Origin of the sequence: Shewanella gelidimarina (assembly GCF_023283945.1) — a bacterium.
GTDB classification, from domain to species: domain Bacteria; phylum Pseudomonadota; class Gammaproteobacteria; order Enterobacterales; family Shewanellaceae; genus Shewanella; species Shewanella gelidimarina.
The window spans coordinates 96,376-121,840 of sequence record NZ_JAKIKW010000017.1; the positions used below are offsets into that span (position 1 = coordinate 96,376).

Genomic DNA, 25,465 nt, shown 5'->3' on the forward strand with positions numbered 1-25,465 from the left:
CACGGTTTACCGCTCATGAACCCTGCACACCGTACAATCAGGGTCCCGTGCCAGTGTTGCTTGCCGCCAAGTGAATTTTGCACCATCGAATCGGTATAATTGACCTAACAACTGACGGCTATCCATGCAACGAGACTGCACAGCTATTGGTGGGAGTTCTGCTGTTGCATCATGAGTCAGCAAGAGGTTTAAGCTCATTAATGCCTGCATTGACGCTAAACTACCGACCATAGGCCCAAGCACGCCGACCGTTTGACAGGTTTGACTCACGCTCATGTCGCTTGGATATAAGCAGTGATAACAGCCTGTATCGGGAGAAATCTGCTGATTAACACTTAATAACTGACCTTGAAAGTGCGCAGCAGAAGCTGATACCAAGGTGACTTTATGTTCTATGGCCAGCTGATTAACAAGCTGCCTAGCCGCGAAATTATCTGAGCAGTCCAACACTAAGTCGATAGCGTGGTAACGGTTATTAAATACCGTGGCGGCACTGTCTGCCGTCAAATAGTGTTGATAACAATGGATGTGGCAATCACGGTAAGCTCGCATTAGCTTTTGGGCTGCCACATCAGCTTTGTTGCCGCCAAGATCGTCGCTGGTAAATAGCAGTTGCCTCGGCAGATTAGAGCGCTCAATCCTATCGCCATCGATTAGGCTTATCCGACCCACGCCAGCGGCGGCCAAGTACTGTGCTGCCAAATTACCTAAGCCGCCCACCCCCACGATGAGAACATGAGACTGACTTAACCTGCTTTGCCCATGCTCACCCACTTCAGGCAGTAGAATTTGCCGTGAATACTGCATAAATGCTTGATCAGTCAGCGCCATAACTTGCTCCCAACACCCATTCAGCAACCAATGTTTGATACGCTGTTGCTGGTGCATCGGCATCGGTCACTGCCCGTACGACCGCAACATCATCCACACCACTGGCTTTCACTGCCGCAAGATTACTGGCATCAATGCCGCCAATCGCGACAATAGGCAGTACGCCTTGCATCAGTTCTACATAGCGAGCGAGCTTATTTAACCCTTGAGGCGCCGATGGCATCTGCTTAGTGGTGGTGGGAAAAATATGCCCAAAGGCGATATAGGAGGGATTATGCTGTTTAGCCAACAGTATTTCAAAGTAACTATGACTGGATAAACCCAGTGCAACGTTTACCTCACTGAGTAACTGTAGATTGCTTTCAACCAGATCTTCTTGACCTAAATGCACCCCATAGGCTTGATGTTTTATGGCCAGTTGCCAGTGATCATTGATGAATACTTTCGCGCTATAGTCTCGCCCTAACCCAATCGCCTGAACGATTTTCTGTTCCAGCAAAGGATCGTTGCCATCTTTTACGCGCAACTGAATCGTGCTAGCTCCGGCGCGGAGGAGTTGTTGTAAAAGATCAATCTCAGCAACCACAGGATAAACGCCTAACGGCTCTGCTATTTTTTTGAACGTATAAACCTGCTTGTCATTGGTAGGCGGCGCATTCAATGATGCCGCAAGTTGCTCAATGATCGGATAGGACGCCAAATCATTTGGCCAACCGCAGTGCGCTAAACACCCCACTCCATTGCCGCTCTGATAACGGTGCAGCAAACCTTGCGACACATACGCTTTTGCAACCACAACCGCATCGTTGAGCACAAAGCTCTGCGCCATTACCGCAGCGATGGCCGATGACAATATACAACCCGTGCCGTGATTATTGCCGCTATCGACACGAGTTGAACTCAGCCAGAATGACTGATTCTGATGCAGGCTTGAGATCCCATCCACTTGATGACAAACCAACAGATCAACGGCTTTATCATGTTGCCAAACTGGCCCTCGGTCTCCACCTTTAGCCAGCACCGAGGTAGCCAAAGCATGCGACAACCCAATTGCAGCCTGCACGCTATCCGTTGCGGTTAATAATTGACGTCCGGCTAAAATGGCCAACTCACTTACGTTGGGGGTGATCAAGGTTAGCAAAGCTTTGAACGGACTAAAATCCAGTGTGCTACCTTTGGTAAGGGTGTCTCCGCACGTTGCCACCATCCCAGGATCCAAAATAACCGGCACCACCACCCCAGCACTTTTCCATTGTGCTAACGCACTGGCTAGCCACGTTGCGAGTAAATTGATTTGCGCCTGATCAGCAAGCAATCCTATTTTAATCGCAGCGGGTTTGAGATCCGCCGCTAACGTATCAAGTTGCACAATCAGCATTGTGGCTGATACCGCTTCAACCGCAGCCACAGTGACCGAGCTTTGCGCGGTTATCACGCAGCAAGCATGACACTCAAGATCTGACAGGGTGGCCAAGTCAGCTTGAATGCCCGTCCCACCACTGCTGTCAGAACCGGCAATCGTCCACACTCGTGGACGATTATCCAAGCCTGGCTGACGGTTATTCACCTCAGCCATGCTTACTCCTCAGTAACTGCATCTTTGACAGCGGAGCCATTCGTGATGGCCTCATGGTACAACTCAGCACCTTGGGCTTTAAATTGCGCCGACATTTGCGCCATGCCATCGTCAATGGCGGTGGCTGAAAGATCAGTGCTATTGGCATCAACGCGAGCAGAGTGCGCTTGCTCAGCCGATGCTCGGTACTCTGCTGGCGTTTTCACTTCAACAGGTTTCGCTGCGGCTAAGCCGAGTTTTTCTTGCGCTGCGGCGTAATCACGTACTTCTTGAGTGATCTTCATTGAACAGAATTTCGGTCCACACATAGAGCAAAAATGGGCCACTTTGGCTGACTCTTGCGGCAGTGATTCATCGTGATAGGCACGGGCCGTTTCAGGATCTAATCCTAAGTTGTATTGATCTTCCCAGCGGAATTCAAAACGGGCTTTCGATAGCGCATTATCGCGAATTTGAGCACTTGGATGACCTTTAGCGACATCGCCGGCATGAGCTGCTATTTTATAAGCGATAAGCCCCTGCTTAACATCATCTTTATTGGGTAAGCCTAAATGTTCTTTCGGCGTGACATAGCACAACATCGCACAGCCATACCAAGCGATCATCGCCGCACCAATCCCTGAAGTGAAGTGGTCGTAACCCGGCGCAATATCCGTCGTTTGCGGACCCAAAGTATAGAAAGGCGCTTCGTCACATACGTCCAACTGCTTGTCCATATTCTCCTTGATAAGGTTCATCGGAATATGACCTGGCCCTTCAATAATGGTCTGCACATCATACTGCCACGCAATCTTGACCAACTCACCCAAGGTTTCAAGTTCAGCAAATTGGGCTTCATCATTAGCATCGGCAATTGAACCTGGACGCATACCATCGCCTAAAGATAATGACACATCGTAAGCAGCGCAGATCTCGCAAATATCGATAAAGTGCTGATAAAGGAAATTCTCTTTATGATGCGATAAGCACCATTTCGCCATTATCGAACCGCCACGAGACACTATGCCAGTAAGGCGTTTTGCCGTCATCGGCACGTAGCGCAGCAATACCCCAGCATGGATAGTAAAGTAATCAACGCCCTGCTCTGCTTGTTCAATCAAGGTATCGCGGAACGTTTCCCAATTAAGATCTTCAGCTACGCCATTCACTTTTTCTAACGCTTGATAGATTGGCACGGTTCCAATTGGCACTGGCGAGTTACGGATGATCCATTCGCGAGTTTCATGGATATAACGGCCAGTAGACAGATCCATCACAGTATCTGCGCCCCAACGGGTTGACCAAACCAGCTTTTCAACTTCCTCTTCAATCGAAGACGTCACTGCTGAATTACCAATGTTGGCGTTTACTTTTACCAAGAAATTGCGACCTATAATCATAGGTTCAGCTTCTGGGTGATTAATATTTATCGGAATAATTGCGCGACCACGGGCGATTTCACTGCGTACAAATTCAGCGGTGATGGGCTCGCCAATCGTCGCGCCAAAGCTTTCGCCTTTATCTTTTTGAGTCAGAATAGGATCGGTAACATCCGCCATCGCCATATTTTCACGAATAGCGATATATTCCATTTCAGGAGTGATAATCCCTTGGCGGGCGTAATAAAGCTGAGTAACGCGCTTGCCCTCTTTCGCTTTACGCGGTGGCAGTAAGGATTCAAATCTAAGGTGGTCTAAACCATCATCGGCTAACCTTTGCTGGGTAAAACCAGAGGTGACACCATCGAGCTGTTCAGTGTCATTACGCTCAACGATCCAATCATTACGAAACTTATTCAGCCCTATGCGAACATCTATTATCGCATCAGGATCCGAATATGCTCCGGCACAGTCGTAGACTTTAAGCGGTGGGTTTTTTTCAAATTTAGGATCGCTTTCGTCTCCACCAATCAAGGTATCCGCTTGATGAATTTGCCGCATACCGACGTTAAGATCGACACGACTACCTTGGAGATAGATCTTCTCAGAATTTGGGTGTTGTAACGGTTTTAGGTTATCAATGAACTGTTGAGCTTGAGCTCGGGTTTCGCGGCGTTTAGACATTAGCAAACTCACTATTATAAAAATGAAGTTGCTTGTCAGGAGAGATGAGAATGTAAAAAGTTGAATGCACAATTTCAAACGGCACAATAGCACCCATTAAAATTACACTTAACTACCGAAATAAGATCTGCTAGCGGTTTTTAACCAGCCTCATGATGCAGTTATTTCGCTTGTTACCTACGCAGGTTCTAGCCTGATCAGGTTCAACGGATCCCGAATAAACGGTCTCAGCCATATGGCACTCCGACAAGTTGAGCCGGCAGTATAAGCCTAACCGTGACTAAGAAACAAGTACAAATAATTCACAAACCTCTGTCATGGCAAATGTTTTAATTGACTCATAGCCTATTGATAATAAAGTAAATAACTTAACAATTCATGTTTAAATGCTATTTACCATGAAAAATTATCACCTCAAAAACTACTGTTTTCGGCTAATCATTCTCTTTTCTAATCGTGCTGAGATAGCGTCGTTAATTGCTTTTTTAACTTTATCGCCACCGCAGTTGAAGGGATAGCCGATGTTTTCTGCGTAAGGGTTAATTTGGGTTGGCACCTGTACTATTCGAAAGCAGGTATCGCCGCGACGTACGATGCGGTTTGGATCGAGTCGATGGTCTGTCGTGGGGATTTTGCTGTACTCATCTACCTCAGGAAAAATTAACTCTACCATGCCACCATCCATCTCACTCAATGAGTGCGGCCCGCTATATTCATTGGCTTTATCGACAATAAGTGCATCTAGTGCGGCATCATTTTTTCGTTGAAGATAGGATTGAGCAATAGCCATTGCACTACGGCGAGGAATGTTCGTCGGCAGTATGGCTTCAATAGTGTTGTCGGCCTCAATCGCGGTTTCTATCACTGGCAATGTCTCGACAAGTTCGTCAGGATCGGTGGGGTTGTCGCTATCTGTTGGTAAATGACTTTGTGATCTCACCTTAGTTGTTGAGCTGTCGATGGTATCCACCACCTCACCTTTTACCGGTTTAGGTTCGACATACAGGTATGATTGGATTTTGATTGGGGCAACAGTTGTAACCTTTAGCGTTTGTCTCACCCAAAGCTGATTAATAAACCCAATCAATACAAGGTGCAGTAAAATAACCCATATGAATAATCGAAGCAGCTGAGATGAACGCGAGGCTGATGAGCGTTTCACGCCGCCTTTATCACGATTATCCGGCTCAACAACGACTTCAGAGATAGAGGTTAATTCAGCCGCGGTGTTGATACCAAACATAGGTTCAAATAGATGATGGCTACCCGAAAGCTCAAACTGTTTATCAGCCCTAATGACCGCCAAAGTGCCACTGACGGGCTCAGTGCTTACCGATAAACAGAGCAGAGGTTGCCCTTTGCCAGGCTCTGCTGCGAACGCACTAGAAACAGGTACTGCGGATCTGCTCACTGGTTTCATCCGATGAATAACTCTATAGTCCATAAGGTTCAATTAACGCCATGAGAAGACAAGGTTAACCATTAATAATGGCGTTATTTTTAACGATTTATCATGCTAATTTATTTAACATGAAGCTTGTTTGAGCGTGGTTAATTAGGATAATTTATCAATGAATAATAATCACTTAAAACATTAGAGGCCGCTTTATTACAAAAGTTCAACATCTAGTGTTAGTGTCTGTTTTTTATCATTAATCATCGCTAATGTAACGGTAATTCCATTGGGACGTTTTTAAGCTAACACGTGTACGCTAAACTATGGCTATTATCATTAAAGCTGATACACTGCAGCTAATCGTGGTCAAACCAGAAGTCATTTACGCCTTATGTCTACTCAACAATCAACCTTGTCGCCAAAGCAAACCCTAGTATCAAGTGCTAGTTATAGCGTAAAAGAAGAGCTAGCAAACAGCTTAAGTCATGGGCTAGGCGTTGTGGCAGGTGTTATCGGCTTGATTATGTGTATTTTAAAAGGCTATGAGCAATTAACTTTTGTTCAAATGGCGGGTGTAGTGGTTTATTGCGGCAGCATTATTTTGCTATTTCTTTGCTCAACCCTATATCATAGCGCAACAGATAAAGCCTTGAAGCATAAGTTAAAAATCGCTGACCATTGTGCCATCTACCTGTTGATAGCGGGTACCTACACCCCTTTAATGCTGATTAGTTTAGAAAATGAAAATGGCAACGGAAATGCCAACTTAGTGCTCATTGCCATTTGGTCATTGGCAATCGGAGGCATTCTTTTCAAAACACTCTTTATCACTCGCTTTAAAGTCTTCAGTCTCGTCTTGTACCTTGCCATGGGTTGGCTCTGTGTCACGGTGATGAAAGAGTTAATTGCTGGAATGTCGCCATTAGGCTTTAACCTTCTCATTATTGGCGGGTTATTTTACAGTCTAGGGATTGTTTTTTATGTTGCTAAACGCATTCCCTACAACCACGCGATATGGCACCTGTTTGTATTAGGTGGCGCCATTAGCCACTTCCTCTGCGTTTACTTAACGGTCATTTAATCGCGTATAAATAGTCTGCATTGTGTAATGACAATTAGAGACTAACGACTTAATGCTTATCTGGGCAAGAATGAGATAAAAGTTATTACACTAAGTGGTCTTTCAAAAAATCCAGAAACACCCTAATTTTAGGCGAAATAAGCTCTCGCCTTAGAAAAACAGCATAAACTGACGTATCTTTTCCATGTGGACAAAAGCTGTGATTATGCATAACTTGCGTAAGCTCACCATCGAGCAATGCTTTCTTCACAGCCCAAGACGGCATTAAAGCTAACCCACCATGGTTCAAAATCATTTGCTTTTGGCCATTAACCGTATTGATTTCCATAGCGTTTCCAATCTCTATTTTTTGTAATTGTTCACCTTTTAAAAACCAGCTCCCCCAACCGGCATAACCATGCTTTATACAAAGGTGGTTCGCTAAGTCTTCCAGTACCAACGGAGTGCCATTTTCTTTCAAATACCTTGGGCTAGCGCATAATACAAAATCATTTGTGGACAATTTTTTAGCGATCATTGAAGAATCAGCTAGACTACCGCTTCGAATAGCAACATCAATATTTTCTTCTATTAGATCAACAACTCTCTCGCTAATTTCTATTCTCAAATTAATGTCGGGATATTGGGCTTTAAAGGCTGGAATTAAGGGAAGGATAATGGCTTCTCCAAACCCCACGGTAGTACTGATATTTAGCATGCCTTTTGGAATGGCCTGTAAGTCATTAACGACCCGCTTGGCTTCATCTAGTTCAGACACTATTTGCTTAGAATAGCCGTAGAACCGATTGCCCGCTTCAGTCAGGGATATACTGCGACTATTACGATTAATCAGCCTAACCCCGAGGTCATTTTCCAATACTGCAAGCTGCCGAGAAATTGAAGAGGGTTGCACATCAAAAATACGACTGGCCTCCGAAATGCTTTTAGCCTCAACAACAGCATTAAAATATTGTAAGCGTTTCATCATTTAATTCGTCACTCGCGGTATATGAAGATAAAACTTCACAATGGTAAAAATAAAAGTTCTGTACGTAAATCACAAAACTTTTATACGTTAAGTACAAGCCAAATATTAACGACACGTCTTAGTGTGCCGATCGAACCTAAACGTTGAAATCGCAATTTAGATTCACATTAACAGCTAAGTTAGATCCAACGTTTCAACATGTGTATTAGGCCCACAACTTAGTAAATAGTCGATTGCCTTGGTTATTTCGTCCGTCCCCATCTTCTGCTCTTTTGGTGTATCAAAGGCTTTGGTCATATCCGTATCAACCACACCAGGGCAAAGTGCTGTAACCTTAATATTGTATGGTTTTAGCTCTTGATGTAATGAACCATTAAAGCCAAGCACTGCGTATTTTGAAGCGCAGTAGCCGCCCCCCGTAGCAAAGGTCTGCTTACCTGCGATAGAGCCTAAATTGAATATATATCCGTGTTTTTGTCGTTTCATTTCATTACAAAACGCCTTAGCAACAATAAATAAGCCTTTAACATTAATATCGATCATATTGGAAAAATCATCCACATCGATATCTAACGTACCCAAGGTAAACACACCGGCATTATTGAAAACAATATCAATTCTATTTAATGTTTGAGCGATAGTAACAAGCTTTTCATAAGCGTTCTTGTCATCAGACAAGTCAATAGAGTGAACATCAACGCTCAAACTGGGGAAGACTGAATGAATTTCAGTACGCACTTGATTCAATGCATCACTGTTTCTCGCAATTAGCGTCAACTCATAGCCTTGAGTGGCTAGATATTTAGCGACCGCTTTACCAATACCTTTTGAAGCGCCGGTTACAACTGCATGTTTGTTCATTTTGACCTTACTAATGGTTAACAGAGTGGACGTTGCAGTAGTCGTATTAATGCATTTTCGCATTAAATGCTATAAGAGCACCGCTGAGGTTCGTTTTTGTTGGTTGAGTAAGTTCAATCATTAATTCTGCCATCTCTGCTGGATCAACCCAATTAGCGGGATCAATATCTGGCATCGCCATTCGGTTAACGTCAGTATCAATAATCGTGGGCAGTACGGCATTTATCTTAATGCCATATTCCACACCTTCGGCCGCCATACTTTCGACAAGGCCATTCAATGCCAATTTAGAGGCCATATATGGCCCAAAACCCGCTGGAATGTTGCGAATAGTGTCGCGAGCAGAGACAAACATGATAGAACCGCCATTGTTTCTTTCCATCGTGTTAAAAATTTCACGACCAAACACAAAAGCAGTCATAAAATTCGCATTGAATAGTTGCTCAACTTCTTTAACTTCGATGTCCTTCCAATGTCTCCACGTGTAAATACCAGTACAATGGTAGTGCGCCTCGATTTTACCTAGAATGCCAATTGTTTTTGCTACAAGAGCCTTACTTTCTGCTTCATTTGAAAGGTCACCAAGAAGAACGGTGAGCTTTCCATCGTATTTAGCTTCCATTTGTTCAGCTCTTAGCTCATCCCCTTTACGCCCAAAAGCGACGACTTGAGTGCCAGATGCAATAAGATTTTTGATGATGATTTTGGCGGTCACTGAAAAACATGAGGCGACAGTTGCTGTTTTGATAGTGTTCATTTTTATCCATTAATTTCTGTAAGTGGTTTAAGGATTAAAATAATATCTTTTGCCATAAACGTTTAGAAGATGGCAAAAAACAAAGCATGATTGCTTAAAAGACAACGATGAAGTGATATTCCGACACCATGAGTCAAACTCAAACTCAGCCTCAGCACAATAAACACCGTTCTAGAAGGTGTCTCTAGCGCCAATGTCATCGTAGCCATTAATGGTGCCTGTCAGCGTTAATGGCTCAAGATATTGTGAAGATGACTATTCAATTAATGAAGTAGCCAAGAAAGATGACAACGCCAGAGAGTATCAAGGTAACTATTGCTGGAATGCCATCTTTCCAAGTATCGAAACGCAGGTGAAAAAAGATAGCCCCAAGAGACGTCGCTGATAGCAACGCGGCCCCCAGAGTTCCTAATATACTGCTTTGAAACCAGATACTTGTCGCCCCAATCAGCTCTATGATCCCTACCAAAGCCATTATCTGGCGGTTTAATCCGTAGGAATGAAAAAACTCAAGCTGCTTGTCGAAGATCATTTTCTGCCAGCCCAGCAATTTGATGGAGCCTGCAAAGATGAAAAAAGCCGAAAGTACACTGATAATGACGGTCATTAAGGTATCCATTATTGAGCCTCCTGAATGTTAGCCATATGTTCAATATTGACTGATTTAAGAAATGTCTGTTGAGCATGTTCAAGCTGATCATTTAACATCGCCACTTGTCCTCCTAGAACTGAAGGATCCACCAGAGTTCGAAAAGGCCGACTACCATAAGGACGCTCTAGTAAGGCCACGACTGAATCGGCAACCATCTTGGGGGAGTTATTGAAAAAGCTATCCTGAACCAATGCCATAAATTGTTGGATCATATTTTCTGTTTGATTCAGCGTGGCCCCGTACCCGCTAGCGCGTTCACTCTCATCTGGGGCATGTGATTTTTCCATGATGCCAGTATTAAAAGCTCCGGGTTGCACGATAAGGGTTTCAATACCAAGCGGTGCCAGCTCATAAGCATAACTTTCGGTGACGGTCTCCAGCGCTGTTTTACTCGCCGTATAGAGACCACTTAGAGGCAGTACAAAATTTGAGAGACTACTGGTAACATTAATGATAGTCCCTTTACCCTGCTGGCGAATCGTGGGTAATACCGCTCGCATCACGCGCAGTGGCCCTAGCAGGTTGGTATCAAACATCTGCTGAACTTGTGAGGAGGTAAATGTTTCATTCAGTCCTCCGATATAACAGCCAGCGTTGTTAATCACCACATCAAGCGTGCCAGACAAGTCATTCGCAACAGTAACCAACGCATTTTCTACTGAAGCATCGGACGTCACATCCATTTCCAGAGGAATGATTTGTCCTTCTAGCGTTTCAGATAAGTCCATAAAGGCTGCTGCGCTGGTGTTATTTTTTCCTTTCAGACAACGCATTGCGGCATAAACACGGTGACCAGATTGCGCAAGGGCTATTGCCATTTCTCGACCAAAACCACTGCTGGTACCCGTAATTAATATATTCATATTACTCTTTCCATTTTTTGGGGTTGAAAAGAGTGTAGACCTGCATCATTATTAATTGTACTGATTACAACTAATAACCATTATGAATACAAATCATCTTAGTAAGGTCGATCTTAATCTGCTTAAATCTCTGCGTGCGTTGCTTGAAGAACGACATGTAGGACGAGCGGCACTGAAAATGAATGTCACCCAGTCAGCAATGAGTCACACTCTTTCGCGGCTGAGAAGTGCTTTTAACGATCCTCTTTTCATACGCAATGCTAAAGGACTAGAACCGACATCACGGGCACTTGAGTTATCAGGTAAACTCAGATTTATTCTCAGTGAAATCGATATTTTGCTAACACCAAAAACCTTGGATCTTGCACAAGCCCATGCTCATTTCCGTATTCAGACCCATGACTTTATTGTCGCGTCATACCTTTCAAAGGCATTCATCGCAATCAATGCTGAGGCACCTAACGTTATTTTTGATGTGCAAATACTGGACAAAAGAGCTTATCAAAAGCTAGATGATGCTAAGTTAGATATGATCATTGGCGCAGGATTGGAAGCCAACCCCCGCTTTATGCAGAAACGCCTTATCGATGAAGCCTTAGTTTGTTTGCTCGATAAACAGAATCCAGTGCTGAATAATTGGAATCCAGAGGCGATTTTTCGTTACCCTCATATCAAATCCAGCTTACTAGATGATCAAGACGATCCCATCTTCCAATACGGCAAAAGTGCAGGTCTACCGCAACGGAAAATAGGCCTTTATGCCGAAACCCTCAATTTGCAGTTAGCATTATTACCGAATACCAAATTGATAGCCTTCTTACCTCAATCGATTGCAAGGCATGGAAATCAACTGTATGGACTCACAATCAAGGCCTGTCCATTTACTTTACCGGCACTGACCATCCGTGGTGTGTGGCATGAAAGACACCAAAACGATCAGTTACATAAATGGATCCGCGATAAAATTAGTGATGCTTTCGTGGATATAAAATAGCGGGAGATTGAAGTAGCAGCGTCTACCGCGCTACGGTGCCAAGTATTAGGTATTTATCGATATTACTATCTGCAATATTTAAAATCGCAATACTGAGTAGCTTAGCTGTTTTTTTTCGTTAGTCATCATCCGGATTCATTGCTTCTTTTATTTCATCACTGCCGAATCCTTTGCGGGATAAATAAGCGTACGCTTTCGACTTTCCTTTATAGTCCGATAAGTCATAGCGCTTTTTCGCCAACTCTTTTTTACAACTTTGATAAAAGTCGACATCTTCTGATAGCGTTAATTTGTACACCGTATTTTCAAAGTCACTGACATCAATCAGTCGCTGCTTTAATTCTTGTAGGATCAAGGTTTCGCCTTTACCTTTATTAAATAGCTTGATTATTTCCGTTGTTAAGTCGACTTTGTCTGCTTTCACCGCTAATTTACTGCGCAGTGTTTCACGCTCTGGATGTTGTGATAATGCGTGATCTATTTCTACGCGAGAGAAACCTTTAGTGGTCATCTGCGTATAGACCTTTTCTTTGTTGGTGCCATAAAAGTTATCAAACTTACTTAACAGCCTAGAGGTGGCCATCTCAAACGCATCGACTTTTTGCTCGTCCATTACTTGCTCAATCGCGGTATCAATGTCGGTAACGGGAATGCCGCGCAGTTGCAACTTACGTCTTATCGCGCCTTTACCGAGTTCATTATTAAAGGCTACCTCGCAATAGCGCACCGCAAAGTCAAAGTCATTTTTTAAATATTCGTTCTCTATTAGTTTGGCGAGGACGATATCAATCCATTCTTGGTTTTCGGTTTTCCGCTCCAGCTTGGTCCGAATTTCATTAATGGTAAAATCTTGCTGACCAAGGTGCCAATAGGCGCTATTAAAAACGTTATCGATAGTTTTGGCTTGACGTAATGGTTGGCGCTGCATAAGAAATTGATCTTTAATTAAAAAATAACCAAAAGCAGTGTAGCAGATCCCTCGGTTGTTGAGTACGCGCTAGCCGTATCGCCGTGCCTGAATACGATTTGATAAAAAACCACGTATGCCCCGGTTAACTCTGCTGGTATTTGGGAATGAATGTTAGAAGTAGATGCAGATAAACGGGCATATGAACGGGTCTTTACTGCCAGCGCTTTTGGGCGTTTTTATAGGCACCTGCTGTGATAGGCACCTGCCCTAACCCACATCTGGACAAAATGGCTTAGAGTATTCAGTCTAAATTAACTGGTGTTGATTAGAACAAGTATCTCAAACATTCATGAATGCCATCCTTAACTAAGCAGTGAAAAATCGGATCACGAAAGCCTAATTAAGGATGGTCATAATCAGCAAAGATGTGCCTGTTCTTTCTTTTCTATGCTCTGCCGCGTAATACCATTGGCCGGCTCTGTCGAGAGCAAACACTTTTTACGGGTATCCCGCCATTAACAGTGGCTAATTTTTCACTGCCAGTATTATGTTTTCTTCAAAGCTTATGGGTGTCCACAATTACCGACCGTGTAAATCTCACAGCTAAAATAACTTTAACCATTATAAATCAGAGTATTAAAACACCTAAAAAGAAGATCAAACTCAACTAACCATTGAAGGAAAGTCGCTCTTTTTATCATGCCCGCTCTTTTTATCATGCCTGTCTATGTATTTTCTGATGTATTTTTTCCTAACCCTTATATTATGACTGAGGTGTATCAATCACTAATATTTCACAGTCTTCTAGCGCAATAATTTCCATTGATGCCGTTTTAGTAACTTCTGCTCCATCCCCTTTATTTAAGATCACCGCTTTGTCTGTTATTATTTCAAATCTTCCACTTGAAGCTAACACATAGGCTTGGTGTGTAATCGGGTGTTCAAAACGAGAACCCTTAGTAACTTTACCGCCATAAATCCTAGCTTCTTGATGAATAAATAAGGCTTCATTTTTATCTTCAGGATAGCCTGATACGAGTAATGAAAGACCATTATTATTTACTTTACTTGGAAAAGACTTTGTATCCCATCTAGGTTTAACATTGTGTTCATTCGGTTCAATCCAAATTTGATAAAGAGTTAAAGGCCCATTTGAACGATTATATTCTGAATGGGTAATCCCAGAACCCGCGCTCATTACCTGTACTTCACCGCTTTTTGTCGTACCATTATTTCCTGCACTATCTTCATGTGTTACAGAACCCGTTCTAACAAAAGTAATGATCTCCATATTTTTGTGGGGATGAGGAGGTATACCCCTACCTGATTCTACCCAATCATCATTGATAACTCTTAAGGCTCCAAATCCCATGCGTCTGGAATTATAGTAATGGGCAAAGCTAAAGTGGTAGTTTGCTTTTAACCAACCATGATTTGCTTTACCCAATTCTGCATGTTTATAAAGTTTAATCATTATTTACCCTTAATAAAAAGACTATCGCGCTCATGAGGTAAATCAAATTGAGGCTTTGGACCTTTCGCAACAATTAATGAAGGGTTCACTAACGTATGGCTTGCATAGTAATGTATTTTTATATATTCCATATCTACCGTTTCAGCAACACCAGGTACTTGGTATAACTCACGTAAATAATGACTAATATGATGAAACTCACTTAATTTGTTTCTATTGCATTTGAAATGGCCATGATAAACAGAGTCAAAACGAATAAGAGTAACAAATAATCGCCAGTCAGCCTCTGTTAAGGTGTCCCCTAAGAGGTAACGTTGTTTAGCTAGCGTGTCTTCAAGCCAATCTAAGCCCTCAAACAAATCATAAAATGCTGTCTCATAAGCGCTTTGGGTTGTTGCAAAACCACAGCGATAAACCCCATTATTAATACTGTTGTATATTTTATCGTTGTTATTATCTATGTCACTACGAAGCGCTTCAGGATAATAATCATCTGTATTTGTTGTTAAGTCATTAAATGCCGTGTTAAAAATTCTGATTATTTCACTTGATTCATTATTAACAATACTTTGTGTTTTCTTATCCCACAATACAGGAACCGTTACGCGGCCTTCATAAGTTTTATCAGCCTTCAGGTAAAGTTGATAAGCATATTCTAAGTTATATAATGGATCGCCTTTATCACCAAATACCCAGCCGTTTTCTAACATTTCAGGCTCAACCACACTAACACTAATAATATCTTCTAGGCCTTTAAGGTTTCTAAAAATTAAGGTGCGATGTGCCCATGGACAAGCAAGTGAAATATACAAATGATATCTCCCTACTTCTGGTTGATATACATTATTGCTGTCAGTTGAAATGGTATTTCTAAAGCAACTATCAGGACGTTTGAAGTTTCCTTTTGAATCTTCGTCGTACCATTGCTCAACCCACCTTCCGTTAACGATCAACCCCATGATTTACTCCTCAATAATGTTACTATTTTCATTGTGTATTGTTAATGCACTACGAGATACGTAGTGCATTTATAGGTATATTACTTGCTTAATTTGTGATCAACCGAGTATTTACCACCACCTTGAACTAACAAAGCAAGTGTAATCGCTAATAATGACAAGCCAAACTCATAACCGTTAGTCGCCAGAAATAAACCATTACCGATATGAACACTTAAGATAGCGACAATCATAGTGATAGCTAATACAAAGGCTGAAGGCCTTGTTAGTAGACCAATAATAAGTAATAAACCACCAAAGAATTCAGCGCTACCGGCAAGTAAAGCCATAAAGAACCCCGGAGACATACCAATAGAATCCATCCATTGGCCAGTACCTTCTAAACCGTAACCACCAAACCAAGCAAAAAGCTTTTGGGCACCGTGAGCGGCAAATATAATTCCGGCGAGTATACGTAAAGGCAATGCTGCTAATGTTGCGTCTGTTTTAATTATATTGTTGAATGTAGATGAATTTTTTGATGTAGTCATAATATTCTCTTAATGTTTAAAGTTGGTTTTAAAAGCGCTATTAAGCGGAATTATTCGCTACCGCTATTTGATGAAGCTATTCTATAGCTTGCTTTCAAAACGAATCACCCCTATATTTTGTGAGAATCATTCAAAAATTTTGAACAAAAATAAAAACGTATAATTAAGTATGTTTTTTGTAGGAATCATAATGTATAGATCCCCTTTAACATTAGAAGCACTCTTAGTGTTAGACGCTATTGATAGGCGTGGTAGCTTTGCTGCTGCTGCGGAACAACTCAATAAAGTGCCTTCTGCTCTGTCTTACATTGTTCAAAAATTAGAAGAACAATTATCGGTTACATTATTTGTTCGGCAAGGAAGGCGCTCTGTACTAACACCCGCAGGAGTGCACCTATTAATCGAAGGGAGAAAAGTGTTAGGTGCAGTAAGTAAAATAGCGGAACAAACCCAGACCATTGCACATGGGTGGGAGCCAAAAATAAAAATTGCTGTTGATTCAATTCTAAACACGACACTCATTTTTGAAGTAATCTCCAATTTTCTTCACCAATACCCTTCAATTGAAGTTGATATTCGTGAAGAGGTGATGAACGGTACATGGGAGGCTCTGATAAATAATGAAGTAGATTTAGTTATAGGTGCTTCAGGACCTATGCCAAATCAACAAGGTATCCGGTCAATTAATATTGGTACTTTGGAACATATTTTTGTCGCCTGTAAAACACATGAAATTTTACAAATTGAATCGCCTTTGAATAAAGATGACTTACGTCAATTTAGAACGGTTGTTGTACATGATTCAGTAAAAATAGAAATACCACATTCAACCAACGTGATAGAAAACAGTCTAAATTTTTATGTGTCTTCTATTAGTCAAAAAATTGAAGCTATCCTCATGGGAATAGGTATTGGTTCTCTCCCTAGAAGTAGAATTGAAAAATTTCTTAAAAGTGGTGATCTAGTATCAGTGCCTTTTACCGCTCAAGTACAAACCAGCGATTCACTTATGGCATGGAAAGTTGTTAACAAAGGTAAAGGATTACAACAATTACGCACAGCATTAGAAAAAGCACTATGTAAGTAACAAGGGCAATTTTGAGCAACATGGCAAAAGGGTAAAACAATAAAGGGTAATAGGCTCTTCGGTTGTTCGCCTTAGCCAAAATGACAGCCAGCCATTGTTAATCAATAACATAACAAAGGGTGAAAATGATAGCCAGCCATTGTTAATCAATAACATAACAACATTCGTGACAGCAAACAGTTACGACTCTCAGCTAAAGAAGGAATTTGAGAAATGTCCAGTAAGGAAACATTGATAAATACTAAATATTAAGTAAAAACATAGATATTTATGAGGTTATATACATGGGGAATCCCCACGAATGACTTAAAGGGGAATGGGTGCCTAAGGTGCGGTTGCTCTTTAGCGCTATAGTATAAATTGGCAGCTATTTGAAAAATGCCGTCGCCGTCTATCTAAATGCTCACAATAGACACTCAGCTCTTGCAGTGTTCCCACAGGGCCATGGAATAATTGTCCGAATTCGGTGACCATTTTCACCCAGTTAGCGACAGGTATATTAAGCCTAGTGAGAATATCTTCTGCACTAGAACAAATGGCTCCACGCTTGTCATCACGAATAACTCGGCCTGTTTCATCAACCAGTATTAAGTAGTCTTTAAGTGAGAAAGTAATGCCTTTGGGCTGGTGTGCTCGTTCGTTACCAATGAAAGGTAATAGTTTCTTGGGCTGCTCACCTTTCAGAGCGGCTTTGACTCTTAGTTTGATACTGGTGAAGTCTGATTGCTCTGGGGTGTTAGCTATCTTAGCTCGAATAGGATTGAGCTCAACGTAAGCCATACAAGCAAGGACTGCCGCTTCATCAAGTAAAGCTTGCGACTTGAAACGCCCTTCCCAGAAGTGCCCGGTGCAGTTGTCCTCTAGATTGGCTTGGCGTGCGATAGGCTCATTTAGGCACCTCATAAACCAGCTGATATCACTGAGCCTTGAGCGATAGGTAGCAATAAGGTGTTTGAGTTGAACCACTAAATGCTCATCAATGACTTCACCTTTGACGAATCTTTGCGTTAGTGCCGTGCCGTTAAATAGCTTATGCCATTGTAAAACAACCTCTATATCTGACCAGTTGTTCACCGTCTCTAGGTCAATATAAAGCACAATATGCAGATGGTTACTCATCACTGCGTAAGCCGCTACATCAATAGCAAACACATCGGAGAGCTTAAGTATTTGCTCCTCTACCCAACCACGACGATGGTCATAGTTCTTACCAGTGTATTTATCGTCACCACACAAAAAAGCTCGCCGAACAACACGGCTACAGCAGTGATAATAGGGCGTGTCTTCAATGCTAATGAGGGTTCGTCTGGGGCGCGGCATACAACCTCCTTGTTAAATGCTCGTTAAAAGCATAGTAGAAGGTCGCTATTGAGGCCATTAACTATGGCTGTCTATGTATTATTGTCGTTCGCGCTAGCCGTATCGCCGTGCCTGAATACGATTTGATAAAAAACCACGTATGCCCCGGTTAACTCTGCTGGTATTTTAGAATGAATGTTAGAAGTAGATGCAGATAAACGGGCATATGAACGCGTCTTTACTGCCAGCGCTTTTGGGCGTTTTTATAGGCACCTGCTCTAACCCACATCTTTACATCAGTGGGTTAGTGCTTAGGCTTTAATTCATGAAATTCTGATTAGGGAATGTAGGAAGCTTACGGTGTCGCAACGCCTTAAAAACAAATAAGATTGGTTGAAAAAAGTGCAAAGAGTCAAGGTGGATGTTAAACTTTATTTTCATTATCAAATCGTTACACTGCCTATACGTATAAAACCCCTTTCAACGTAGTTATCGCTGAACCAATCAGTTTCACTCGATTATTTGGCAATAATTCAACATTGACGAAACCACCACGGGCAGAAGCTTGATAGCCTTTAAGCTTGTTTTTCTTAAGCTTTGCTTCCCAATATACAGCTAAAGCACAATGTGCTGAACCCGTAACTGGGTCTTCATTAACACCAACCCAAGGAGCAAAATACCGAGAAATAAAATCAAATTCACTGGATACTGATTTTGCAGTAATGACAACACTACGGCCCTTTAATTTCTTTAAGCCATCAAAGTTTGGGTTTAACCCCAACAGCGTTTCCTCGCTGTCAATTTCGATAAAAAATTTTGAATCGAAGTGACCCAAAAAAATCACGTGTTCTGGATTGATCCCAAGAAGATCTAAGAGCTCTACATGGCTAGAAATACCCGGATTGATAGTGGTTGATGGAAAATCCATTTCAATCGTTTTATCTTGTACTGTGACCAGTAAAGCACCTGACAATGTGTCAAAAACTAATGTATCGCCAATCGCAACCAAGCCATTTTCCTTTAAAACATGTGCGACGGCCAATGTTCCATGACCACACAAGCTTACTTCTATTTTGGGTGTAAACCACCTTAACTTCATGTTACTTAATGATAAGAATGCAGTTTCAGAAACTGCCATTTCTTCTGCGATAGAAAACATGAGATTTTCATCAAGATCATTTTCTGATATACAAACTCCAGCTGGATTCCCTTTAAATGGCTTAGTCGTAAATGAATCAACTTGATATATATCTAATTCCAAGGTTTCCTCCTTGCGTTGAACAACTTGGTTGCATAACTTGGTTGCATAACGACTTATTATGCGTCCGTCTGAAAAACCTATTAAGCCTAATTCCACTTATTTAGGCTTTTCTTCGTGCACAAGCATGTTCATAAATTTTGTAAATCGCCTAAGTCTGGTTTCGGGTTTCTTCGCACTTTTCAATCCATACGCGATAGCATAACGACTCGATTTATTGAGAGTATCAAAAAACGCCTTAACATTCGGCTTGCTCTCCAGTGCCGCTAGGAAGTCTGCGGGTACTTCCATTTCACTTACCACATAGGCATTTCCCCAGCGACCGTCCGCTTTTGCAGCACGAATATGCACGAGCCCTGATTCCATCATCCGGCTCTCATTTATCAAACTCTCCGCATGCTCTGTATTTCTTTTAGACCAGTTACTGCGCGTTTTTCTGGGAGTAATGCGCTGAAGGTAGGCTTGGTCATCAATTGACTTCTTAATACCGTCGATCCAACCCCAACATAGAACCTCAATCACGAGCTCATCCCAAGTCACGCTCTGAATCCTAGTATTTTTCTTGTAGATCTTCACCCATAGTTCACTTTCAGAGGCGTGATTCACTTTGAGCCACTGACTAAGATCTTTCGGCGATACAAAGGTCATGATTCTCGCTGGATTGGCTTCAGGCATAAAACTTGATTCTCTTCGGGATAACGCCGCATTAAGCGCACTAAAATTGTTAGTTATAATGTGGCCAATAAACATAACAAACTGTTTTGTTCAACAGCTTATTCAATAGCAGTTCGATAACGTTCTTGACTGTACGCCTATGTCAACCCAAGGTAGCATTGCTAAGCTATTGTCGTAAATGGGTTTATTTACGTAATTATTACCAATAATAGAGAGTATTTTGCAGGGATAAATTGAGCTGGCTTGTTTACGAGGTCTACGTATCACTTTTTATCATTTCGTAGTATTTTGATATAAATAGCTTTTATCAATTGTTACAGAGTCATCGGTAGCTAAGCCGCATCTTAGTTTAGGGATGAAAACCCCAAACGAGGTGCATAAAAAAGCCAGCCGGGAGTACCAACTGGCTTAATAAAAACCGTCAACCTATTTTAGGACTAGGCACATAACGGGTTATTCACAATGCTAATTGTAAATACTCGCTAGTCTGTTCATATTATATTAGTCGTATTCAGACTAATCGTATTCAGAAGAGTAAGTTTCTGAATAGGTGTGTGAGTAAAGCTCAAATAAGTTTCCAAATGGATCTTCAAGGTAAACCATTTGGTAAGGTTTGCTATCATCTTCAGGATGATAACGCATAATATCCATTCTCACCTTGCCACCGAGCTTTTTGGTCCTTTCAATAACACCTTCAAAATCATCCGTTTCAAGACAAAAGTGAAAGATACCAATCCGAGAGAAATCAACGATGTGTCGCTCTTGGCGCTCTTTCATTTCAAATAGCTCAAAACCAATACCATCGGTTGTCACTAGGTGTGCAATATTAAAGCCTTTAAAACCTTCCCCAAAGACAGCAATACACATCTTACCGATTGCTGTCTCGCGTTCCTCTTCGACCTTGGTGTTGCCCATGACAATCTTAAGACCAAGCGCATTGGTATAAAACTCAACAGCTTTATCCATATCTCCAACAAGGATCCCAACATGACTCATTTTCATAATATGCTCCAATAACCTAGTTAACTGATGTGTTGTTTGTTTTGATGGAGTAATTATATGGACAAAGTTACATTACGTAAAATTATTGAATCTTATTAAAATGATAAATTTTGGCAATGGCGAGTTGGTAATGACAAATCGGTAATGAGTGATAATAAACAAACCTGACCTTAACCCTCTCTCAATGCCAGAAGGGTTGCCATTCATTATCCGATGATTGCTATCTGCCCCGAACTCACTATTTGCGTGAGAGTGTCACCAACACCGCCACGACAGCGCAGGCGATAAGCACCAAGCCTAAGTGCTGAACGGCACCAGCCAGAGCTAGGCCACTGCCAATAAGCAGATAATACATTAGTCCAAATATCGCCGCCGCACTGCCTGTTTGCTGTTTGTAATTGGCTAAAGCCAGACTCAGCACATTAGGGATCGCAATACCAAAAGCCATCACAACCAACATCATTGGCGCCAAAAACAAGATAGAGTCGAGCAAAATATACACCCCAAAAGCTCCCACGGTAAGTTCAGCAGCAGAAAGCCAAAGCAGAGAGCGTGCAGACACCTTTTTGGACAGAAGGATTTTGTTAAAGTAACAACCCATAAATGTGCCAAGGCCTAACACCATCCCACTGTAACCAAATTGCTCTGAATCAAACCCCAGTTTTGTAAAGGTAAACCCACCAAGTTGATAATAAGAAAACAAAGCAATGTTATATAGCGCAACCAATAATGCAGATTGCCAAATGTGAGCATCTTTCAACATTAGAACACTTAACTTACCCAGCGCTAACGGTCGCTTTTCACGTTGAGTTTCAGGAAGCGTAAATACATTAAGGATCAATAAGCCTAATGCCATCATAAATAGAGCTAAGAATATATAATGGTGGCCACCCGCTTGCGATAATTGACCACCCAGTAACATCCCGACGACAGGACTAATAGAGAGTCCAAATCCCATTAAACTAAAGACTTTAGCGAGAGCTTCGCCTTCAAATGCGTCACGCAGCATCGTCTGGGTCACCACAGAGCCAACAGCTATTCCGAATGCACTTAATGCTCTTGCGACCATTAAAACGGTAAAGTTTTCTGTTTGCATTGCTAATAAAGCGGCGCAACCGTAAATAAACAGACCAATGAGCATGGTTGGTCGCCTACCCCATCTATCCGACAATATCCCCCAGACCACAACGCCAATAGCAAATGCAGTAAAGTAGATGGATAATGTTTGAGCTGCCTGCGCATAAGTCACTGCAAATGTTTGTGAAATGGAACCTAACGCTGGGCTATAGATGGTTTCCACTATTTGAGGAAACATCAACATGACAACCATCAACCATAAAGACGGTTTAGTATTCATTTTGGAACCTGTGATTAATTAACTTGGCGGGCAGTATAGATGTCGCTATCCTTTAGCTATTAACAACATTAATTCTAAAAACATCATAATTCGGACAAATGGCAATTATTAACCCACAAACCCAGTTCGACGCAGACAAAATGGCCACCTCCGTCGTGGGGATCGCCGTCAATGTTGGTGCGCATGACTCCGGGATGCATCAGCACAGCAAAGGGCAATTACTCTATGCACCGCAAGGCAGTATGACCTTTGCTTTAGAAAACTCTATATGCATATTGCCACCAACAAAAGCGGTCTGGATCCCGCCGCATACACAACATCGAGCGGTGATGACTAATGTCGTCGCTTACCGCTCGCTATATTTTGATTGCACCCTGTTCCAATGTCCAAAAGACATCACCATGTTCGAAGTGGATGCTCTGTTAAAAGCGCTAATTGATAAAATGGCGCTTTGGCCATGGGATAAACCAGATGACGACATGAAGAATACTATTGCACTTTTTTGGGAAGAATTTTACGCCGCTAAACGCCACGAGTTCCAACTGCCTTTACCTTCAGATCGCCGACTACAAAAATTCCGCCAGCAAATGATGCAAGGATCTTTTCTTCCTCCATCACTGACCTCTGTCGCGGCTTCCATCGGTGCAAGTACCAAAACGGCCACCAGACTATTTAAAGCAGAAACAGGAATGTCCTATCAAGACTGGAAACAGCAATGGCGTTTACTCAAGGCAATTGAGTTGTTGTCTAGAAAAATGCAAGTCAGTAACGTTGCTGATGGATTGGAGTTTTCCTCTGATAGCGCTTTTATCGCATTCTTCAAGAAACAAACAGGCCAAACGCCACTCAGTTTTATGAACAGCAAAGCAGAACCATTAGATTAGGCTAATTTGGCATGGAAAATGAGCAGAAAATGTCTGAGTCATCAATCTAACTCATTGCCGGGCGAAAGTGAGTGAGCTTCAGACCTAAGTGGTTCCAATGATCTCTGGCAAGCGCACTTATTTATTAGTTCATAGTTCATAGTTCAAGACAATCACTTAACGACATGTGCGGTAACAGAGATCTTAAAGGTATTAAACAAAAAAAGGAGGCCTTAGGCCTCCTACTATTACACTCACTCTTTGTCATCATGCTGTCAGCAATAATGACTCCTGTAAGCTAGAGCACGTATTTTGCTGAAAACATCAATCGATTAAGCTCACCCTCAAGGCCGCTTTCTTTACTGTTTTTAGCATACATATATTCAACCCCTAGCGTTAATGGTTTTATAGGGGAGTAGAGCAAGTTAACATAGCCAGAATATGAGTCTTTGTTAACGTTTTCGCCGGTCAAGCTGACATCATTATCTGCGCTAAAAGCTGATGCAGTCACACTTGAGCGCCATTTCCCATTCCACCAATGGCGATAAGCAATGAAGCCGCCATAAGAGGTAATAGCCTCAATATCGCCATCAGAATCGATAACCCCAGCATTCACATAGTTGAGTGCCATGTAACGACCAAGCCCCTCACCGTAGGTCGCAGTAAATTTAATGTCATCTTTACCAACGGGTAAGATGCCACTTAAACTCACGCCGTAACCCAATGCAGTCGAATCTAGTTGAGTTCCACCCTGCTTAGTTTCTATATTGAGCTGTCTTCCAATACCGGCAAGAGATAGCTTGGTGCCACCGTCGGTCTTAATGTTATAACGTGCCACAAAATCAGGCACCATACCACTGCCACTCACCATCCTCGAACCCGTTTGGTACTCATTTAAGGTCGTTTCAGGGTTTTCTACTGAAAATTGGAAGCCACCATTGGTGTAACGTATTTGAGTTTGACGTACAAAAGGTGTCCCTTCTGCTGCTCCGATAAAATCAAGATTCTCTGGTAAGGCTGCAGGGTTTTGAAAAGTGGTCCATGTTTGACCAAAGGTCCATTTATCAAAGCTAACAAACGCATGACGAATTCGCGGAGAATAGCTATTAGACACACGTTCATTACCGTCGGCGTGTGTCATAAAGTCGAGTTCAATAAATCCTGTTAGCTTATGACCCTCGATATCGGTGATTGTCTTAAAATTAAACCTAGACTCTCTTGCTTGGAAATCAATAACTTGACTTCCATTACCATCAACACCATATATAGTGCCTGGTACATAGAACTGCCTAGAAATGTGTCCTGAACCTGGAGCACCATTACTATAATCACTCAACATTGCATCGACTTTGATATAGCCACCAAACTGCATATCAGTATTGTCTAGAACGGCTGCGTTAGCACAAGTAGCAGAAAGAGCACTTGCCACAAATAATCCAATTAAACTCAATCCTCTTTTATTTTTATAAAATTGACTGTTCATCGAGCTTTCTTGAGTTTCAAACAAACATTTATTCATCACATCACCATTATTTTTATTGTTAAAAAATAACCTTCTCTTAAATAAAATAACGTAGAGAAGGCGTTCCACATAGACACCGCTCAACCGCAATAAGCCAGTGGAGCAACTTCGTGCACTGATTGGTGTTATCAAACATCCGGGTCCAAACTACTTTGCAGGGAGCAATAGACTAGGCGTTTATCATTATGAAAAGCCCAACCATATTAAGAAGACAAAAACTCAATATGGCGGGTGACTTAGGTACAAACCGAAGATGGAGAACTCGCTAAACGGCAGTAGATTACTCTTTGAACTTATCAAACTTAAAAGTATGACAATTGCTGCACATTGGCTTTTTAGATGTATGCTCGCCATGACACTCTTGGCAAGGCAACTCTTTACCGTAATGCAGGTTGTTGTGTGGATTCTGCCACTTATCTTCTTCGCTACGCGCTGTTTGCTCTGCTAAGTCATCAACATCATGACACTGCAAACAGGCTTGATCTGATGGAAACTGTTTGATGCCATTG

The 25,465-nt window shown here is 42.0% G+C and carries 23 protein-coding genes, 1 pseudogene and 1 riboswitch; of the genes and pseudogenes, 4 read left to right on the forward strand and 20 right to left on the reverse strand.

Annotated elements, in window-relative coordinates; all coding sequences use genetic code 11:
* Positions 1-6 precede the first annotated feature (6 nt).
* The 4 genes from L2729_RS14815 to L2729_RS14830 all read right to left on the reverse strand — a co-directional run bounded on the left by L2729_RS14815 (position 7) and on the right by L2729_RS14830 (position 5,860).
* Positions 7-831, reverse strand: a complete 825-nt coding sequence (locus L2729_RS14815; protein WP_248988958.1) for a HesA/MoeB/ThiF family protein — start codon at positions 829-831, stop codon at positions 7-9.
* Positions 818-2,407: a thiamine phosphate synthase gene (gene thiE, locus L2729_RS14820; protein WP_248988959.1), complete on the reverse strand. Its 1,590-nt coding sequence runs from the start codon at positions 2,405-2,407 to the stop codon at positions 818-820. Before thiE ends, L2729_RS14815 begins: the two co-directional genes overlap by 14 nt.
* A gap of 2 nt (positions 2,408-2,409) precedes the next feature.
* Positions 2,410-4,449, reverse strand: coding sequence for a phosphomethylpyrimidine synthase ThiC (gene thiC / locus L2729_RS14825; RefSeq protein ID WP_248988960.1), 2,040 nt, complete (start codon positions 4,447-4,449; stop codon positions 2,410-2,412).
* A 157-nt stretch (positions 4,450-4,606) separates the two neighbouring features.
* Positions 4,607-4,705: riboswitch (TPP riboswitch) on the reverse strand.
* A 165-nt stretch (positions 4,706-4,870) separates the two neighbouring features.
* A complete protein-coding gene (locus L2729_RS14830; protein WP_248988961.1) occupies positions 4,871-5,860 on the reverse strand; it encodes a hypothetical protein in 990 nt (329 codons plus the stop codon).
* Positions 5,861-6,236: 376 nt separating this feature from the next.
* On the opposite strand from L2729_RS14830, the gene trhA reads away from it, so the two are divergent.
* On the forward strand, positions 6,237-6,926 hold the full coding sequence (gene trhA / locus L2729_RS14835) for a PAQR family membrane homeostasis protein TrhA (RefSeq protein WP_248988962.1): 690 nt from the start codon (positions 6,237-6,239) through the stop codon (positions 6,924-6,926).
* An 85-nt stretch (positions 6,927-7,011) separates the two neighbouring features.
* On the opposite strand, the gene L2729_RS14840 is transcribed toward trhA, so the two are convergent.
* From L2729_RS14840 to L2729_RS14860, 5 genes are all read right to left on the reverse strand, one after another.
* Positions 7,012-7,893: a LysR family transcriptional regulator gene (locus L2729_RS14840; RefSeq protein WP_248988963.1), complete on the reverse strand. Its 882-nt coding sequence runs from the start codon at positions 7,891-7,893 to the stop codon at positions 7,012-7,014.
* Between the two features lie 174 nt (positions 7,894-8,067).
* Positions 8,068-8,754 (reverse strand): SDR family oxidoreductase, encoded by a 687-nt coding sequence (locus tag L2729_RS14845; protein WP_248988964.1) that lies wholly within the window; start codon positions 8,752-8,754, stop codon positions 8,068-8,070.
* A gap of 46 nt (positions 8,755-8,800) precedes the next feature.
* Positions 8,801-9,511 carry an SDR family oxidoreductase gene (locus tag L2729_RS14850; RefSeq protein WP_248988965.1) on the reverse strand — a complete coding sequence of 237 codons (711 nt, stop codon included), beginning with the start codon at positions 9,509-9,511 and terminating at the stop codon, positions 8,801-8,803.
* A 259-nt stretch (positions 9,512-9,770) separates the two neighbouring features.
* Positions 9,771-10,130: a DoxX family protein gene (locus L2729_RS14855; protein ID WP_248988966.1), complete on the reverse strand. Its 360-nt coding sequence runs from the start codon at positions 10,128-10,130 to the stop codon at positions 9,771-9,773.
* A complete protein-coding gene (locus L2729_RS14860) occupies positions 10,130-11,026 on the reverse strand; it encodes an SDR family oxidoreductase (RefSeq protein WP_248988967.1) in 897 nt (298 codons plus the stop codon). Before L2729_RS14860 ends, L2729_RS14855 begins: the two co-directional genes overlap by 1 nt.
* A gap of 82 nt (positions 11,027-11,108) precedes the next feature.
* Between L2729_RS14860 and L2729_RS14865 the strand changes: the two genes are divergently transcribed.
* The gene (locus L2729_RS14865; RefSeq protein WP_248988968.1) at positions 11,109-12,020 is read left to right on the forward strand and encodes a LysR family transcriptional regulator; all 912 of its coding nucleotides are present in this window, start codon (positions 11,109-11,111) and stop codon (positions 12,018-12,020) included.
* Positions 12,021-12,138: 118 nt separating this feature from the next.
* Here L2729_RS14865 and L2729_RS14870 read toward each other — a convergent pair whose 3' ends face one another.
* From L2729_RS14870 to L2729_RS14885, 4 genes are all read right to left on the reverse strand, one after another.
* Positions 12,139-12,948, reverse strand: a complete 810-nt coding sequence (locus tag L2729_RS14870; protein WP_248988969.1) for a RecX family transcriptional regulator — start codon at positions 12,946-12,948, stop codon at positions 12,139-12,141.
* A gap of 745 nt (positions 12,949-13,693) precedes the next feature.
* On the reverse strand, positions 13,694-14,404 hold the full coding sequence (locus L2729_RS14875; protein WP_248988970.1) for a pirin family protein: 711 nt from the start codon (positions 14,402-14,404) through the stop codon (positions 13,694-13,696).
* Entirely contained in the window at positions 14,404-15,363 is a 960-nt protein-coding gene (locus tag L2729_RS14880) for a glutathione S-transferase family protein (RefSeq protein WP_248988971.1), read from the reverse strand. Before L2729_RS14880 ends, L2729_RS14875 begins: the two co-directional genes overlap by 1 nt.
* A gap of 80 nt (positions 15,364-15,443) precedes the next feature.
* Positions 15,444-15,893, reverse strand: a complete 450-nt coding sequence (locus L2729_RS14885; protein WP_248988972.1) for a DoxX family protein — start codon at positions 15,891-15,893, stop codon at positions 15,444-15,446.
* Between the two features lie 190 nt (positions 15,894-16,083).
* On the opposite strand from L2729_RS14885, the gene L2729_RS14890 reads away from it, so the two are divergent.
* The gene (locus tag L2729_RS14890) at positions 16,084-16,980 is read left to right on the forward strand and encodes a LysR substrate-binding domain-containing protein (RefSeq protein ID WP_248988973.1); all 897 of its coding nucleotides are present in this window, start codon (positions 16,084-16,086) and stop codon (positions 16,978-16,980) included.
* Positions 16,981-17,328: 348 nt separating this feature from the next.
* Here the strand turns inward: L2729_RS14890 and L2729_RS14895 are convergent, their stop codons facing one another.
* From L2729_RS14895 to L2729_RS14915, 5 genes are all read right to left on the reverse strand, one after another.
* On the reverse strand, positions 17,329-18,300 hold the full coding sequence (locus L2729_RS14895) for a transposase (RefSeq protein ID WP_248988974.1): 972 nt from the start codon (positions 18,298-18,300) through the stop codon (positions 17,329-17,331).
* 439 nt (positions 18,301-18,739) lie between these two features.
* On the reverse strand, positions 18,740-19,540 hold the full coding sequence (locus L2729_RS14900; RefSeq protein ID WP_101092023.1) for a PhzF family phenazine biosynthesis protein: 801 nt from the start codon (positions 19,538-19,540) through the stop codon (positions 18,740-18,742).
* Between the two features lie 96 nt (positions 19,541-19,636).
* Positions 19,637-20,212 carry a YdeI/OmpD-associated family protein gene (locus tag L2729_RS14905; protein ID WP_248988980.1) on the reverse strand — a complete coding sequence of 192 codons (576 nt, stop codon included), beginning with the start codon at positions 20,210-20,212 and terminating at the stop codon, positions 19,637-19,639.
* A 516-nt stretch (positions 20,213-20,728) separates the two neighbouring features.
* The gene (locus L2729_RS14910) at positions 20,729-21,214 is read right to left on the reverse strand and encodes a VOC family protein (RefSeq protein WP_248988975.1); all 486 of its coding nucleotides are present in this window, start codon (positions 21,212-21,214) and stop codon (positions 20,729-20,731) included.
* A 238-nt stretch (positions 21,215-21,452) separates the two neighbouring features.
* A complete protein-coding gene (locus tag L2729_RS14915; RefSeq protein ID WP_248988976.1) occupies positions 21,453-22,571 on the reverse strand; it encodes a multidrug effflux MFS transporter in 1,119 nt (372 codons plus the stop codon).
* Between the two features lie 98 nt (positions 22,572-22,669).
* On the opposite strand from L2729_RS14915, the gene L2729_RS14920 reads away from it, so the two are divergent.
* Positions 22,670-23,455 carry an AraC family transcriptional regulator gene (locus tag L2729_RS14920; protein ID WP_248988977.1) on the forward strand — a complete coding sequence of 262 codons (786 nt, stop codon included), beginning with the start codon at positions 22,670-22,672 and terminating at the stop codon, positions 23,453-23,455.
* A gap of 277 nt (positions 23,456-23,732) precedes the next feature.
* On the opposite strand, the gene L2729_RS14925 is transcribed toward L2729_RS14920, so the two are convergent.
* Both L2729_RS14925 and ardB read right to left on the reverse strand, forming a co-directional pair.
* Positions 23,733-24,917 carry a DcaP family trimeric outer membrane transporter gene (locus L2729_RS14925; protein WP_248988981.1) on the reverse strand — a complete coding sequence of 395 codons (1,185 nt, stop codon included), beginning with the start codon at positions 24,915-24,917 and terminating at the stop codon, positions 23,733-23,735.
* 319 nt (positions 24,918-25,236) lie between these two features.
* Positions 25,237-25,465 (reverse strand): annotated as a pseudogene (ardB, locus tag L2729_RS14930) (acrylate reductase cytochrome subunit ArdB); the annotation flags it as partial.